The organism is Streptomyces sp. NPDC058284, from assembly GCF_042881135.1.
Lineage (GTDB): Bacteria > Actinomycetota > Actinomycetes > Streptomycetales > Streptomycetaceae > Streptomyces.
The window spans coordinates 218,334-233,030 of sequence record NZ_JBHVYE010000002.1; the positions used below are offsets into that span (position 1 = coordinate 218,334).

Here is a 14,697-nt window from a genome sequence, read left to right on the forward strand (position 1 = left end):
GCCGGACTGGCCGCCCCCGAGGGCCGAAGTCCAGCACTCACGGATTCCGGGCCTTCACCACAACGTCCTCACCGACTGCCCCAGTCGGAGCACCACGAAGCGGGCAGAGCAAACGGTTGGCACAACATGTGCTGCGCCAACCATTGGTTAAGCCGCCACGACGCCCTCAGGGACGTAATCAGGAACTGAGCCAAGCAGGGCATCGACCGCCGCGCGCCCCTTGCCGCCCGCCTCCGGCATGAAGTGGGCGTAATGGTCGAGCGTGATGGTCGGGCTGGAGTGGCCGAGCCAGCGGGCCAGGGTGACGACGGACTCGCCCGCTTCGAGGATGATCGAGGCGAAGGTGTGCCGCAGGACGTGGAATCCGTCCTTGCGGGACGCCTCTCAGCGCTTGCCCTCCTCCCGCATCGGGATGACCCCGGCCGCAGCGAGGGCGGGCTTCCAGACCTCGTCGTTGAAGATGTTGGCCCGCAGCGCGTTGCCGTACGTCGTCGTCAGGACGAGCGGGAACGTCCGCTTCTCCCGCTCCGGCTCCGGCCCGCCCCACGGCAACTCGACCTCGACGGCGGGGTGCTGAAGGAAGTGGTCTGTCAGCTCGGCGGCGACGGACTGGGACATGTCGACGATGCGCGTCTTACCGCCCTTGGGCAGGGTGAAGTACAAGCGGCCGTTGAGCAGTTGGACCTGCCTGCGTACGCGGACGATCCCTCGCTGGAAGTCGACGTCCTCCGGCGAGAGGCCGAAGACCTCTCCCTGCCGCAGCCCGCAGTCGAGCGCGACCACGACCGCGATGCGGTAGCGGGCGACTCTGCATCCGTATCAAGTCCCTCCGCCCCTTGAACCCGTTGACTTACCGCATGGGCGCGCGGGGGCCGTCCGGTTCGACCGGACGGCGGTCGATGCGAGCGGTGGAGACGGTCGTGGCCACGAACTGTCCAGGCACCCATCGGTGGGCGGGCCGGAGGCTGCCAGGTCAGAACTGGGGCAGCGTGGCCGTGGCCTGCTTTCCGGACTGGACCTGCGCGATGCGCTTGGCGAACATCGTGGCGCCCTGCGTCAGCGTCGGTTCGCTCGCACCGCCTTCCACATAGGTGGTGGCGACCACCGTGCCGACGCGCATGGTGATGTACTCGCCCGTCAACCCTCCGCCTTCCTTGGTGTAGGCCCGGCTCTCATTTCCGAGGGTGGGCTTCGAGAGAGCCTGCTTGTCACCGACCTCGGCCTTCAACCCGGCCTTGGCGTCCTGCCTGCTGGTGTAGGTGACGATCTCGAAGTTGACGTAGTGCGTATCTCCGGACAAGGCGAACTTGTCGTGGCCGTACCACTTCCCCTTGCACTGCTGCGGACTCGGACAGTCGAGGTGCCCGTCCGCGGTGGTGACGCCCCCGTTCACACCCTTCAGGCCGCCCATCGCGCCGACGTCCGGAAGTGCGCTTTCGACCTGCGCCTTCTGACTCAGCACCACATCGGAGTCCGGTATCGCAGACGTAGGGCTGCTGGTCGCACCGGTGGGTCCCTCCCCGTGCCCGGCATCATCGCCGCCCCCGCCTCCGCACGCTGTCAGAGCGGCGCACAGCACACTGGCCGCGATGGCCGCCGACAGCGTGAGACGCCGGGTCGTCCGGTTCACTCCTGACACGTCAGGTCTCCCCCGTAGAGATCAACTCGTCCGACCAGAGCATAAGGGGGCGCTGAGGTGCACTCGTACTCAGCGAGCAATCGCTACTACTGTGGCGAGTGCGCCAAGGAATCCACCTGCTGTGCCGGGCAGTTCTCTCTTCTGTTCCACCTGGTTCGGACTCGCCTGACGCAAAGCACGGGCATCGTCATCCTGATGTTCCTGCCGCTGAGGATGACAGGGAGTCTCCATGTGGTTGCTTGATGCCAAGCGTCGACGGGCATGCCTCACCGGGCTGTTGTGCTGTGCCGTCCTGCTACCGATCGCCGCGTGCAGCGACCGGCAGGACGCTACGGCTGCTTCCTCGTCGTCCCACCCGGCCTCGTCGCAGCAACGAGGAGGGGCGTGCGACGACGCCGTGGTCCCGGCCTCCCGGCTGCCTGCCAAGTTGTCCGAGAAGGACATGAAGGCGGTCGGCGAGGGGACCATCTGGTTCATCGCCCCGCAGACCGACAACTGGAGCGACCTTCTGGAGACCCACGACGGCCACCTGCGGGGAAAGTTCCCGTTGTGGGTGGACGCGAAGACACTGCCGAAGGTCTCGGTACGGCGGACCGACGATACGCCGGGCACCGGACGAGCAGAGCTGACACCGACGTCCGAGGGCCTTCCCGGAGCCCTGCCGATGGGCCTTGATCTGCCGGACCCCGGCTGCTGGCAGGTGACGGCCGCCGGGCGCGAAGGCCAGGCACGCATCCTCGTCAACGCGCGCTGACCGGCCCGCCAGAAGCCCACGCGTCACAGGGTAAGGGCCTCGGCTCATCGGACCGGCTCTCGCAGGCGCAGATGCGACGTGCCGATCAGGGGCCCGCTCGTGGCCGGATCGCGTCATCCGGCCGATATGGGCGCCGGGCCATGGCAGCCCTGCCTCGCGACCGGCCCGGACCCCGCCGCAGGGGCCAATGAGTGGTGATACCGCTCAGCAACGGACCAGTTGAGGCCAGAGTGCACACTCCGGAGCGCTGCATTGCGATCGCATCCTTCGCTCGGGCAGGAACCTGAGCCCGCACCGCGCCGACAGTACTGATCTACGGGAGAAAGTGGCCGATTACATCCGGTCGAAGCGTCGCCGCAGGTCACGGCTGCAACACCCTGAGACGTAGTGACGGCCTGTCAAATCCGTTGTCCCGTAGACCTTTTAGGTATGCCTAAACGTGGCATGCTCTCAACGAGGCCCCTGGACCGGGGCGGCTAGCTGTGGGGGGTGGCGATGAGTTGGCGCAACAGCATCGCGAGGAGGCAGGACGACTTAGCGGGAGCGCGACTGGCTCGCCAGGTCACCGCGTCGATAGCGGGCCTACTGGAGGAGCGGGAAATCTCCCGCACACACCTGGCCGAGTGCATGGGTGTATCGCCAGGCCGGGTGAGCCAGATCCTCTCAGGGGACGAGAACCTCACGCTGCGCTCCTTGGCGAACATAGCCGAGGCCTTGGACATCGAGGTCGAGGTCCATTTCCTCGTTCCGCCACACGCCGGGCAGTCCGGTCATGGTCGTACAAAGACTGATGGGCCGGTCCGGCCGTATGCCCCCGCCCGGTCCTGAGCGTCACGGGCGGCCGCCGCGCGACTGGCCCGGTATGGAGACTCGCCTACGCGAGGCGGGGCGGTCGGGCATACCGTGTTCCACGCCATCATGCCGCAGGTTCTCCTTGATACTGAAGATCTCACGGTCGGTGGAGCGGTTCCCCTCCGTGTAGGCGATGCCCAGCAGAAAGCAGCACCGCTGCTCCGCCTGACCGCGAGCATTGCGGACCCTGAGCTCCGCATCCGCCAGGATGTGAGTGTCGGGGTCCCCGCTCAGCTTCTCCGTGGCCCGTGTCTCACTGGTCCATGCGTTCAGCGCGACCACGGCCTCGCCGTGCCTGCGTTCGATCTCGTCCTTCAGGTCGGAGCGCAGCAGTGTTGTCGCAAGGCCCGTGACATCCGCCCGGAGCAGCAGGACGTCGCGGACATCGTCCATGAACATGCGCAGTTCCCAGCTCTCACAGAACCCGCGGGCCAGGCTCCGGCACCAGAGGGCCTCGTCATGCTTCAACTGCCTGGCCAACCGCTCCAGCAGAACCGAGTCGTACAGAGTGAACAGCTTCAACAGCGGGACATGCTGCAACTGCCGTTCCTCCTCGCGACCCACCTGGGAGACCAAGGCCCAGCCGGCGACGGCACCGACCAGCGCCGGCGGAACACTCGAAGCGTGCGGCATGAGGTAGAAGCTGGCCAATCCGGCGACACAGGCCGTCCACGCCACGAACAGGACGGCACACCACTGAGACGTACGGGTGGCCAGCAACCGGCCCTCACGCCAGAAACGGACCAGAAGCGCCACCCATGTGACACCCGCACACACTCCAACCGGCAATATCCACTGCGTACCCGGCATGATGCCCCCCCACCCGGCCCTGGCCCCTACCGTCGCGGGCCGTCGGTCACCAGGCAACGCCCCGACCGCATCACCTGGTTGTCCTATACCGAACGCCACGCTCACAGCAGGATCCTCCTCCCGGGCCAGCTCCGTCGAGACGGAAGCGGAGCCCGAATCCGTACGGAGCGGTGACATCCCGCCACGCCTGCGGCCTCCCGCCCCCCGAGGTGAAGGGCGGGAAAGGAGGGGCAGTCGGCTCGCCGTGCCGCCCGCACCCCTGGCTTGCATGAGGTGCCACAGCGGAGCCTGCGGGTGTCGCAACGGAGCCTGCGGTGTCACCGCTAAGCGTGTGGGCCAGGTTCTACTGCGCACGTACGGTTGCGGCGGTCTGGCCTGTCTTCGATCGGCCCGACCGTGCGAAGGGGAGCGCACGAGCGCTGTTGTCCGGCTGCTCCTGTTGCGCCTCATGGAGCACAGTGGTGGCGAGGTGACGCAGGGCGTCCGTGTGCTCGGTGAGGATGCTGTGGGTGTGGGGGTCGTCCGGGTCGGTGAGCAGCAGGCGGGCCGCGGTGTTGACGGCCCGCAGTCGTGGCTTCTGGCTGTCGCGGTGGTAGGCGGGGAGGCAGCGCCAGGCCGTGTTGGCGATCGTGACGAGCCGCCAGGTGGACGACGAGGAGGGCTCCACCTCGTAGAAGCGCAACGCGTGGCGGCTGACGAGCCAGTACGAGAGTGCCAGTGACGTGCCGGCGACGGCGTCGAAGGCCAGCCACAGGTACGGGAGCCGGCGGTGTCCGGTCAGTTGGTCGGCCAGCCATGCGACGCCTGCGCCGCCCGCGCCGAAAACAATCAGGGCAGCCAGGCCGAAGAGGAGCACCGCAGGAAAGAGCCCAATACAATTATCGCTTTCCAGGCGGGTCAGCCCCTTCCAGTGGGGGGCGAGGTACCTGGCGTACCGCACGGATTTTGGGGCGGGTTCGATGACGGCGATTCGTCTCGCCCAGCTTACAGCCATAGCGATCTCCATCCTTGAGTTTGGGCCTGCGCATATTGGGCATTGAGAGGAACGAGCGGAGTGTGCGCAAGGCTCTGCCCAATCAAGGGAATAACGTTTTTGCGCGGAATATTACACCGAATAGCGGGGCGCACGGAGGAGGTGCGGCACCGCGCGGAGCGGATCTGTAGGCATCTCCGGAAAATCCGTGTCACGGAATAGCGTTTATAGTGATTTTGGGGATGGACGCCGTCGGCCAGGACGGTGCTTGCCAGCGATATGCGCGAGGGTCAAGGATTCCGTCTCATCCGGACCACGCGGGGCCCTGGGCCCGGAACCCGGGGCCATCCGTCCGGACAGCCGTCATACAAGCGCATATAACGAATCCTGGCCGGAGGAACCCTCACTCGTATGCCGCGCATCCGCAGGAACTTCCCCGCGTTATCCCGAATATGGCAAAGGAACCTCGGGGGTGCATCGCCTCCGCGCGTGTCAACCAGGCAACCCCAGTCGCGCGCGGAAGATCCGGAGTAGAGGCCCAGGGGGGCACTCCCGCTTCGGCGGCTTCGCCGATCATGGTCGAAGCTGTCAACGAGAACGAACCACCCATCATGATTTCGACGGAATCTCTTCTGTCGGAATTTTTGGACCGCATGAACGCACTTGAATCAGGTCTCGCCGGACGGTGGCGCGATTCGACTTCTTGGTGCAGTACTCCCAGGCCGGAGTGATCTGATTCCGTTATGTGGAACGAGCAGCCCTACTATCACCCAGAATATCCAGATGATCGGCCATTTGGAGGCGACTACGGGGACCCGAACCCGTACGGTGGCCTCCCGGGTCAATACTCGGCTCTAGCTGATCCGCCTTCTCAGGCTTGGGATCCGGCCGAGGAGCTGGCATTTCTGCTCCAGGAATCGATCGCGGACCAGACCTCCTCGAACCCTTCGGTCGGTGAAGAGGCGCCCGTCGTGGACGCCGCGGTCAATTCCCCGCTTCGGGCACTGCAGGACATCACGGCGGAGCTGCCGCCGCTGAGAGCGAACCCGCAGAGCCATCGCAAAGTACGTGTCCAGTTCCGTCTGCACCCCGTCCGGACCGCGAGTTACGCCATGGCGGCGCTCGTCGCTCTCACCGCATCGGCGGTGAGCTTCTTCAGCACGGCGGTGGCTTACGACCCGTTGCGGCTCGTCGCCAAAGGCCACACAGCGAGTTCGGTCACCTGGTGGCCCGTCCTCATCTTCGGTCCCCTGCTGGTCGCATCCCTTTCCGTGCTGAGAGCCGCGCTGCATCAACGCCGTGCCGTCCACTCCTGGTGCGTGGTGATTGTCTTCTCTCTCATCGCCATGCTCCTTTGCGTCGCGCAGGCGCCCAAGGACGTCATCGACATCACCGCGGCGGTCCTGCCCAGCCTTGCTTCCCTGGCCTGTTTTCAGCAGCTGGTCCGGCAGATCACACTCACTCGGCCGCCTCGACGCGCTGCGCCTCGCCACCGCCTCGCGCAGCCCGACGCCCGCGTGCCGGCCGCCACCGATGAGGCAGCGCGCGCGGCGCCCGCCGGCGGGACCTCCAAAACGGAGGTGCCACGGCCGCGCCCCGCCACAGGACTGGGGTCGCAGCAGTCACGTCCGAGGCATGGCTAGGCGGCTCGGACCCGAACGGCTGGCGCGGGCCGTGACCGGCATCCGGCGCCGAGCAGGGGAATTCCGCCAGAGCCGTACTACCGACCAGAACGCGGGCGACGGAGGCTGCGACAGGGGCGTGAAAGCCCCTTCCCCAAATCGAGACGGAATTCCCGATGTGGCGATAGGGCAGCCCTTTCACCACCTCATCAGTCGGCGAATTTGCCGGTTAGGATGAGGCGCGGAGGTGGTCACTATGCGTGTGGAGCAATTGGAATACCTGACTGCGGTCACCAGGATGGGGTCATTACGCCGTGCGGCGGATGAACTGCACGTATCGCAGCCGGCATTGAGTGAGACGCTCCGCAATCTGGAGCGGGAGCTGGGAGTGGAGCTCCTGGAACGCAGGCACTCCGGGGCGAAGATCAGTCATGAGGGTCGCGAACTGCTGCCGCACATAGCCGGGGTGCTCGACGCGGTCGACCGGCTGCGCCGGGCAGCCGGTGAGCAGCACCACATCAGCCGTCTGCTGCGGCTCGGCACGGTCAACGCGGCCACGGTCACCTTGCTGGCGCCGGCCATCCGGGAGTTCCGTGCCGCTCATCCTTCGACACAGGTGGAAGTGGTCACGGACCGGCAGGACGGTGTCCAACAACACCTCACGGAGGGCGGGTTCGACCTCGGGCTGGTCAGCTACCTCCGGGACGACGACCTTCCGCCCGGCCTGCACACCACCGAACTGCTGCGCGGGCGCCCGGTCGTCTGTGTCCGCCCGGACAGCCCGCTCGCCGCGCTCAACGCGGTCACCGTCACCGACCTGCTGACCCAGCCGCTGATCGTGATGCGGTCCGGCTACACCATGCACCGCTACATCCACCGGCTCCTCCAGGGCTCCACGCCGTCCTTCTCGTACTCGACCGAGGGCGCCGAGATGGGGAAGCTGATGGTGGCCGAGGGGCTCGGCGCCACCGTGCTGCCCGACTACAGCGTGCTCGGCGACCCCCTGGAACGCAGCGGCACGATCACCTGCCGCCCGCTGGCGGACGACACCACCGAACTCCGCGTCGTCATCCAGCGACGCCACACACGTTCGACGCCCAAGGCGGCGCAGGACCTGCACGCGATACTCGTCCGCCGAGCCGCACAACAGCGTACGAGACAGACCCCGGCGCGGCGCCACCCGGCCTGACTCAAGGGCTGCCGCCACCCACAGCCACCCACCGCCACCCACCGCCACCCACGCCGGAGCGCGTCGAGCGGCCCTTCCGTCTCCGGCAGCCGTGAGCAGCGTGAGCAGTGTGAGCAGCCGTGACACTCTGACTTCCTCTGGGTCCGTGATTGTCGAGGAGGTTTGCCACGTGGCGCAGCAACAACCGGCGGAGACCGCCGATGCCCCGGACATCCGTACCGAGGAGAACCGGCTGCGCAAGGATCTCGGGTTCTGGGGTCTGACCGCGATCGGCTTCTCCAACATCCTCGGCTCGGGCTGGCTCTTCGCCGCCCTGTACGCCGCCCAGACCGCAGGGCCCGCCGCGCTGCTCTCCTGGGTCGCGGCCGGTCTGCTCTGCGCGCTGGTGGCGCTGGTCATGGTCGAACTCGGTGCCACCAGGCCGGAGGGCGGCGGCACGGTCCGCTGGCCGCTGTACGCGAACGGCCGGCTGGTCGGCACGGTCGTCGGCTGGTCCGTCATGCTCTCCGTGGGCGGCACCGCGGCCGAGATCAGCGCGATCATGCAGTACGCGGCGCACTACGTGCCCGGCCTCTACCGCGGCGGCTCCCTCACCGCGTCGGGCCTGGGCGTCGCCACCGCGCTGAGCGTGCTGCTCACCGCGCTGAACTGGTTCGCGGTGCGGATGTTCGCGCGTCTGAACAACCTCGTTTCGGTGTTCAAGGTCGTCGTCCCGGTGCTGACGGTGGTCGCCCTGTTCCTGTCCGGGACCCATTCCGGCCGCCTCACGGACCACGGAGGGTTCGCCCCGTACGGTTACGCGGCCTGCCTCACCGCACTCGCCGGCGGCGGCATCGTGTACTCCGTGAACGGGTTCCAGGCCCCCCTGGACTTCTCCGGAGAAGCCCGCAACCCGCGCCGCAACGTCCCCGCAGCCGTCCTCACCGGAATCGGCCTCGCGGTACTCGTCTACCTCGGGCTCCAGCTCGCCTTCCTCTACACGGTGCCCGAATCGCTGCTCGCGCACGGCTGGCAGGGCGTCAACTTCGATTCGCCGTTCGGCCAGTTGGCCCTCGTCCTCAACCTGCACTGGCTCGCCACCCTGCTCTACGCCGACGCGGTGGTCTCCCCGGGCGGCTCCGCCTACGTGGGGGTCGCGATCGACGCCCGCCACACCTACGCCCTCTCGAAGAACGGCCTGCTGCCCCGCTTCTTCATGCGCATCGACCCCCGCTCGGGCATCGCACGCCGCGCCCTGGTCCTCAACCTCGCGGTCATCATCGTCTTCATGCTGCCGTTCGGCGGCTGGCAGGACATCGTGAGCGTGATGGGAGACATGTACCTGATCATCTACGCCGCCTCGGCGGTGGCCGTGGCCTCCTTCCGGGCGCACGACCGGGAGCGTGGCCTGCCTCTGGCGGACGGCCACATGCCCGGGGTGCGCTGGATCGCTCCGGTCAGTTTCGCCGTGGCGACCGAGTTCATCTACTGGTCCGGCTGGGACGACCTGCGGCTCGCGCTGCCTCTCGTCCTCGTCGGTGTCCCGCTGTTCCTGCTGCAACGACGCGGGACGGCGGGCAGTTCCCCGGCCGGGGAACTGCGGCGGGGCGCCTGGATCGTGTTCCACCTGGCGGCGCTCACCCTGTTGTCGTGGCTCGGCACGTTCGGTGGCTCGGGGCGTCTGCCGGCGCCGTACGACTCGGTCGTGGTGGGTGTCGTCGCCTTCGCGGTCTTCGGCTGGGCGGTGCGTTCGGGCGTCGCCCACCTGCGCGCGGACCCCGCCCACCGCCGCGCGGACCCCGCTCACTGAGCGCGGGCAGTCGCTCGGGCGGTCGGTCCGGGGAGGGCGGCAGGATCGCATCTTGCCCTTTCGGGCAGCCGCGTCCGTACCTAGTCTCTCCGTGGTCGGCTGCCCTACATAGCCGGGCCGAAGACGAGTCAGCCGGTGCAGGAGGCCGGGCGGACGGCAGGGGCGATGCGTCGTCCACCGCGTTTTCGCGAGCGGTGCAGCTCATGGGTCCCGGACCGGTGGTGCGACGCGGTCCGCGCAGGATTCCTTCGCCGGGCGGTGTGCGGCGGGGACGTCCCGAGGGGTGACACGCGGCCCCCACCGGAGCACGCTGGCCATCCGGCATCGGGGGAGCGGAAACATCGGGTGGGTGCAGTCCCATCACGCGCGGCCTCCCCTGCACAGTAGGGGCGGGGGCATGGAATCTTCGACTGGTGCGAAGGCTGGTGCGGAGACCGGCGCGACGTACGGCCGGCCGGTCCCGGGGCCCCGCGACGCGGCGTCCTGGCGCCGTGACCCGCTCTCCTTCCTGCGTGCGGAGTTCGACGGGCGTCAGGACATCTGGCGCTCCGCGTCCGGGCGGCTGTGTGTGGCCGGCCCCGGGGCCGCTCGCGAGGTGATGGGCAACCGGCGCGGCCTGTTCGAGGAGACCTCGGACTTCTTCCACACCCGCTCGGGCATCTTCGGCCCGCGGGACGCGCAGGTCGACATCGGCCGTGGCGCACGCGCGCTGCTGCGCCGTCGGCTCGACGCGGGCCGGGCCGAGCTGCCCCGGCTGGTCAAGGACCGGCTCGTGCCGGTCAGCAGCTGGCCCGACGCCGGGAACCTGCTGGTCCGCGAGCACCTGGCGGACGTACTGCTGTGCCGACAGGCCCCGGCGCCGCTGCGGCAGGCCGTCGACGGCGTGGTGACCCGTGCAGTGCTGGCCGGCGCGCGCGAACGCCATTCGGTGGCCTCGCGATTCGTGTTCCGCCGACGGGTCATGCGGCTCCTGGCCTCGGAGATCCGGACGCGACGTACGGCCCTTTCGGCTTCCGCGAAGTGTGCGGGCGATCCGCGTGACCTGCTGGACGTGGTCGTCACCGATGGCGGCCCCTCGGCACGGCCGGACGACCTCGCCGAGGTCTATCTGTCCTTCCTCTTCGCCACGGTGGGCTCCATCGGCTTCGCGCTGGGCTGGGCGGTGTACCTCGTCGGTACGGGACCCGGACCCGGTACCGATACCGGCCAGTGCCCAGCCTCGGGCCCCGCCTTCGGCCTCGACGGCCCCGAACCCGAGTGGATAGTCCGGGAAGCGCTGCGGCTGTGGCCGGTGGCCTGGCTCTTCACCCGTAAGCCGAGCAGCGCCCACGACCTGGCCGGGGTCCCGGTCGGCCCGCGCGACGACGTGGACGTGTGCTCGTATCTGATGCACCGCCACCCGCAGCACTGGGACCGCCCCGACGAATTCGTGCCGGGCCGGTGGGCGACGCCCCCGCGCGATCCGGCGTTCATGCCCTTCGGGTACGGGCCGCACAGCTGCGCAGGGGCGACCGTGACGATGACGCTCCTGACGGACCTGGTCCGCGTCATCACCCACGACCGGCACCTGTCGATCACCGGCGCGGGGAGCGGTCCCCAACTGGGCCCCGCGCTGGCTCCGCCGCGTTTCACCGCGCGGCTGAGCGACCGCACCGATTCACCTGGGGGGAGGTGAACTGCATGAGGAAGCTCTACCGCTCTGCCAAGTCGGCCCTCAACATCCGGTCCGGCTACGGCGGGGTCTATCACTTCTGGTACCTCTACCACCACATCTGATCCGTTCGGGTGCGCGGGAAGTCGCCCCCGACGGGCGGCTTCCCGTGCGGCGCGAGAGGCGACGCCATGACCACTCCGCACCATCCCGACGACTTCCTGCACGATCTGCGCGACCGCAGCGCGGCCGAAGGCGGCGTCTTCTGGATCAACGACGACCTGCTCGCCGTCTTCGAGCCGGACGCGGCACGCAAGGTCAGCGCCGCGAACTGGCACGGCCTCCTCATGAACGACCGCTTCGTCGACATGCTCCGGCGGCGCGGCAGCGCCACGGTGCCGTGGGCCCGGGTGCGCACCGAGTGGCGCACCCGGCTGCACGCGCTCGCCACCGCCGAGCACCATGGCGCGCTGATCGCCCGCATGGAACGGACCATCGACGCGCGCCTCGGCGACGACATCGACCTGGTCCTGCTCGCCCAGGACGTCGCCGTGCGGGCCCTGCTGCCCGTCGCCCTGTCGGGCCTCACCGCCCGCGAGAGCGCCTGGATCGTCCAGGACCTCGACCAGAAGCTGATGCGGTTGATCGACCGTTCCCCGGGGAGCGAACTTCGGCATCAACTCCACTTCGCCGCCGTGCAGTTCCGGGCGGGACTCGTCGTACGGCGGATACTGCGCGAGCGTGCCGCCGGGCGCCGTGCGCGGGAGCACGACCTCGCCGATCCCTTCGTCGATCTGCTGCCGGAACTCGGCATGGACCGTGCGCTCGACGTGGTCACCGCCGTGCTCACGGCGATCGGCGGGCCGCCCGGCGCGGCGGCCGCGAGCGTGCTGTACGAACTCGCGCGCCAGCCGCGGTGGACCCGGCGGCTCACGGTCGAGCTGCGGGCCACCGATCCGGAGACGTTCCGCGCCGACCCGGTCAAGGCGGCGCCGCTCACCCACCGGTTCGTCAAGGAAGTGCTGCGCATGTGGAGTCCGCCGCTGCTGCTCATGCGGCACGCCCGGACCTCCTTCGACCTCGGCGGCACCACGCTGGCGGAGGGGCGCGGCTATGTGCTGAGCCCGCACATGATCCACCGCGATCACCGGTTCTGGCGCGACGCGGACACCTTCGACCCGGACCGCTTCCTGCCCGGCGCCCCGCACGGGCCCCTGGCCAGGGGCTGCTACGTGCCCTTCGGCTGGGCCCCCAAGAAGTGCGCCGGCGCCGACATCGGCACCGTCCAGCTGATGGCGCTGTGCTACCTGATGTGTACGCGCTACCACCTCGACGTACCCGACGCGGAGCACGTCACCATGGCGTACCGCTTCGCGCCCGTACCGCAGAAGTTCCACGGCCGGATCACCCTCAGCCGGGCCGGACATCAGCGACCGTGACTCCGAGCGTGCGCTCCAGGCCGTGCGCGCCCGCGTCGGTCAGGAGCACCACCCGCGGGGCAGGACCCCACCGCACCCAGTCCAGCGCGAACAGCCGCGCCGTGAGGGCCGCGCCGAGTCCTCCGGCCAGATGGTGCTTGTGTTCGCTCCAGTCGACGCAGTAGCGGATCGCGGGGCGGCGGGGCGGGAGCCGGTCCGGATCGACGCCCAGTTCGGCCAGGGTCGCGCGGCCCGCAGGGGTGAGTGCGTACTGGATGTCGTGCCCGTACGACGACGGGCGGTCGCGCAGGGCTTCGTGGGGCCGGTGCACACCGTCGTGACCGGTGAGTACGCCGCGTTCCAGCAGGCCTCGCATCAGCGCCACGCCGAGCCGCCCCGCGAGGTGGTCGTAGCAGGAGCGGGCGCGGTGCAGGGCGTTGGTGCGGTTGCTCTGCTTGAGGGAGGTGATGGCCAGCGGCGGCGCGATCAGTGCGAGGCACTCCATGGCGGCGCTCACGTCCGGGCCCGCGAGCCGGTAGAGGCGGTGCCTTCCGCGCCGCTCGACGGTGAGGAGCTCTCCCTCGACGAGTCGGGCGAGGTGGGCGCTGGCGGTCGCGGCGCCGATGCCCGCCTCGCCTGCCAGGGCGCTCGCGGGCAGCGCCCTGCCGTCGGCCAGGCACTTGAGGATGCGGGCGCGGGACGGGTCGGCGATGAGGGCGGCGGCGCGGGCGATGTCGGTCTGGTGCTTGAGCGGCTCCCCCTGGGCCCCACCCCGGCGCTCGGCCGGTGCGCCACCGGTCGGCGCGCCACCGACCGTCGAGCGCGGAGCGGGGACGCGGCTGGTGTTCGGCATGAACGCAGCGTAGAACAACGACACTTCGTCGGGCAGCGAAATATCTGACGGCGATGCTCTCTTTATGCAGGTGAGCACAGAAGCAGAAGCAGACACCGGCACCGGCACCAGCACCAGCACCAGCACCGACACGCGTACGGACACGACCCTCCCCGCACCGCAAGGAGTTGCCTCCGCCATGACGACGACGCCCCACTCCGGCCCCGAGATCCTCCGCTACACCGCCTTCTCCGCCGACCCCTCGGGCGGCAACCCCGCCGGTGTCGTCCTCGACGCCACCGGTCTCTCCGACGACGAGCAGCTCGCGATCGCCGCCGAGCTCGGCTACAGCGAGACGGCCTTCCTGACCGCTCCTCCCGCGGAGCTCGCCGACCACCCCAGGGCGTACACCGTCCGCTACTTCTCCCCCAAGGCCGAGGTCTCCTTCTGCGGCCACGCCACCATCGCCGCCGCCATCGCCCACGCCGAGCGGCACGGGGCCGGCGAACTGCTCCTCGCCACCCGCGCGGGCACCGTCCCGGTGACGGTGACCGAGAGCGCGGACGGGGCGCTGCACGCGACCCTGACCAGCGTGGAGCCCGCCGTCCACGACGCGGCGGACAAGGACGTCACCGAGGCACTCGACGCGCTCGGCTGGTCCGCGGCCGAGCTCGACCCGGCCTTCCCGCCGCGGATCGGCTACGCGGGGGCGCGGCATCTTATCCTGGCGGCCGCGTCCCGCACCCGACTGGCCGACCTGCACTACGACTTCGAGCGTCTCAGGGACTTCATGACCTCCCTCGACCTCACCACGGTGCAACTGGTGTGGCGCGAGTCCGCGACGGTCTTCCACGTGCGCGATCCGTTCCCCGTCGGCGGCGTGGTCGAGGACCCCGCGACCGGCGCCGCCGCCGCGGCGTTCGGCGCCTACGCACGCGAACTGGGCCTGGTCCCCGAGCAGTCGGTCCTCGAACTGCACCAGGGCGCGGACATGGGCCGCCCGGGTCTGCTGCGGGTCGAGCTGCACGCCGGTGACGCGCGAGTGCGGGTGAGCGGGACGGGCACCCGGGTCCCGGACCCGGGGCTGCGGTAGCGCTCCGGACGGTGGCGGGCCGGTGGGATTCGTGGTCCCGGCCCGCAACACCGGATCAGGACGTCCACCGGCCTC

General features: G+C 69.3%; 14 protein-coding genes. 8 read left to right on the forward strand and 6 right to left on the reverse strand.

Features of this window, described 5'->3' with window-relative positions; translation table 11 throughout:
- Positions 1–147 precede the first annotated feature (147 nt).
- From ACFVYR_RS04260 to ACFVYR_RS04270, 3 genes are all read right to left on the reverse strand, one after another.
- Positions 148–354 (reverse strand): integrase, encoded by a 207-nt coding sequence (locus ACFVYR_RS04260; protein ID WP_384248694.1) that lies wholly within the window; start codon positions 352–354, stop codon positions 148–150.
- Between the two features lie 30 nt (positions 355–384).
- Positions 385–783 carry a hypothetical protein gene (locus tag ACFVYR_RS04265; RefSeq protein WP_384248321.1) on the reverse strand — a complete coding sequence of 133 codons (399 nt, stop codon included), beginning with the start codon at positions 781–783 and terminating at the stop codon, positions 385–387.
- 190 nt (positions 784–973) lie between these two features.
- A complete protein-coding gene (locus tag ACFVYR_RS04270; RefSeq protein ID WP_384248322.1) occupies positions 974–1,462 on the reverse strand; it encodes a hypothetical protein in 489 nt (162 codons plus the stop codon).
- Between the two features lie 604 nt (positions 1,463–2,066).
- Here ACFVYR_RS04270 and ACFVYR_RS04275 point away from each other — a divergent pair.
- Together ACFVYR_RS04275 and ACFVYR_RS04280 are read left to right on the forward strand one after the other, a co-directional pair.
- The gene (locus ACFVYR_RS04275; protein WP_389611244.1) at positions 2,067–2,393 is read left to right on the forward strand and encodes a hypothetical protein; all 327 of its coding nucleotides are present in this window, start codon (positions 2,067–2,069) and stop codon (positions 2,391–2,393) included.
- Positions 2,394–2,888: 495 nt separating this feature from the next.
- A complete protein-coding gene (locus tag ACFVYR_RS04280) occupies positions 2,889–3,221 on the forward strand; it encodes a helix-turn-helix domain-containing protein (protein ID WP_384248325.1) in 333 nt (110 codons plus the stop codon).
- A 3-nt stretch (positions 3,222–3,224) separates the two neighbouring features.
- Here ACFVYR_RS04280 and ACFVYR_RS04285 read toward each other — a convergent pair whose 3' ends face one another.
- Together ACFVYR_RS04285 and ACFVYR_RS04290 are read right to left on the reverse strand one after the other, a co-directional pair.
- Entirely contained in the window at positions 3,225–4,001 is a 777-nt protein-coding gene (locus ACFVYR_RS04285; RefSeq protein ID WP_384248327.1) for a hypothetical protein, read from the reverse strand.
- Positions 4,002–4,398: 397 nt separating this feature from the next.
- Positions 4,399–5,049 carry a hypothetical protein gene (locus ACFVYR_RS04290; RefSeq protein WP_384248328.1) on the reverse strand — a complete coding sequence of 217 codons (651 nt, stop codon included), beginning with the start codon at positions 5,047–5,049 and terminating at the stop codon, positions 4,399–4,401.
- 722 nt (positions 5,050–5,771) lie between these two features.
- On the opposite strand from ACFVYR_RS04290, the gene ACFVYR_RS04295 reads away from it, so the two are divergent.
- The 5 genes from ACFVYR_RS04295 to ACFVYR_RS04315 all read left to right on the forward strand — a co-directional run bounded on the left by ACFVYR_RS04295 (position 5,772) and on the right by ACFVYR_RS04315 (position 12,718).
- Positions 5,772–6,671: a hypothetical protein gene (locus ACFVYR_RS04295; protein WP_384248330.1), complete on the forward strand. Its 900-nt coding sequence runs from the start codon at positions 5,772–5,774 to the stop codon at positions 6,669–6,671.
- Positions 6,672–6,906: 235 nt separating this feature from the next.
- A complete protein-coding gene (locus ACFVYR_RS04300; RefSeq protein ID WP_384248332.1) occupies positions 6,907–7,839 on the forward strand; it encodes a LysR family transcriptional regulator in 933 nt (310 codons plus the stop codon).
- Between the two features lie 232 nt (positions 7,840–8,071).
- A complete protein-coding gene (locus ACFVYR_RS04305; RefSeq protein ID WP_384248696.1) occupies positions 8,072–9,628 on the forward strand; it encodes an APC family permease in 1,557 nt (518 codons plus the stop codon).
- Between the two features lie 397 nt (positions 9,629–10,025).
- Positions 10,026–11,303: a cytochrome P450 gene (locus ACFVYR_RS04310; protein WP_384248334.1), complete on the forward strand. Its 1,278-nt coding sequence runs from the start codon at positions 10,026–10,028 to the stop codon at positions 11,301–11,303.
- 167 nt (positions 11,304–11,470) lie between these two features.
- Entirely contained in the window at positions 11,471–12,718 is a 1,248-nt protein-coding gene (locus tag ACFVYR_RS04315) for a cytochrome P450 (protein ID WP_384248335.1), read from the forward strand.
- On the opposite strand, the gene ACFVYR_RS04320 is transcribed toward ACFVYR_RS04315, so the two are convergent.
- On the reverse strand, positions 12,690–13,550 hold the full coding sequence (locus ACFVYR_RS04320; RefSeq protein WP_384248337.1) for an ArsR/SmtB family transcription factor: 861 nt from the start codon (positions 13,548–13,550) through the stop codon (positions 12,690–12,692). The genes ACFVYR_RS04315 and ACFVYR_RS04320 overlap by 29 nt on opposite strands.
- 178 nt (positions 13,551–13,728) lie before the next feature.
- Between ACFVYR_RS04320 and ACFVYR_RS04325 the strand changes: the two genes are divergently transcribed.
- Positions 13,729–14,622 carry a PhzF family phenazine biosynthesis protein gene (locus ACFVYR_RS04325; RefSeq protein WP_384248699.1) on the forward strand — a complete coding sequence of 298 codons (894 nt, stop codon included), beginning with the start codon at positions 13,729–13,731 and terminating at the stop codon, positions 14,620–14,622.
- Positions 14,623–14,697 lie beyond the last annotated feature (75 nt).

What these genes read in the sequence shown, in the direction of transcription:
- ACFVYR_RS04300 (WP_384248332.1), top strand. Translation starts at nt 6,907, where the DNA reads ATGCGTGTGGAGCAATTGGAATACCTGACTGCGGTCACCAGGATGGGG.
- ACFVYR_RS04310 (WP_384248334.1), top strand. Translation starts at nt 10,026, where the DNA reads ATGGAATCTTCGACTGGTGCGAAGGCTGGTGCGGAGACCGGCGCGACG.
- ACFVYR_RS04320 (WP_384248337.1), bottom strand. Translation starts at nt 13,550, where the DNA reads ATGCCGAACACCAGCCGCGTCCCCGCTCCGCGCTCGACGGTCGGTGGC.
- ACFVYR_RS04280 (WP_384248325.1), top strand. Translation starts at nt 2,889, where the DNA reads ATGAGTTGGCGCAACAGCATCGCGAGGAGGCAGGACGACTTAGCGGGA.
- ACFVYR_RS04325 (WP_384248699.1), top strand. Translation starts at nt 13,729, where the DNA reads ATGACGACGACGCCCCACTCCGGCCCCGAGATCCTCCGCTACACCGCC.
- ACFVYR_RS04290 (WP_384248328.1), bottom strand. Translation starts at nt 5,049, where the DNA reads ATGGCTGTAAGCTGGGCGAGACGAATCGCCGTCATCGAACCCGCCCCA.
- ACFVYR_RS04315 (WP_384248335.1), top strand. Translation starts at nt 11,471, where the DNA reads ATGACCACTCCGCACCATCCCGACGACTTCCTGCACGATCTGCGCGAC.
- ACFVYR_RS04295 (WP_384248330.1), top strand. Translation starts at nt 5,772, where the DNA reads ATGTGGAACGAGCAGCCCTACTATCACCCAGAATATCCAGATGATCGG.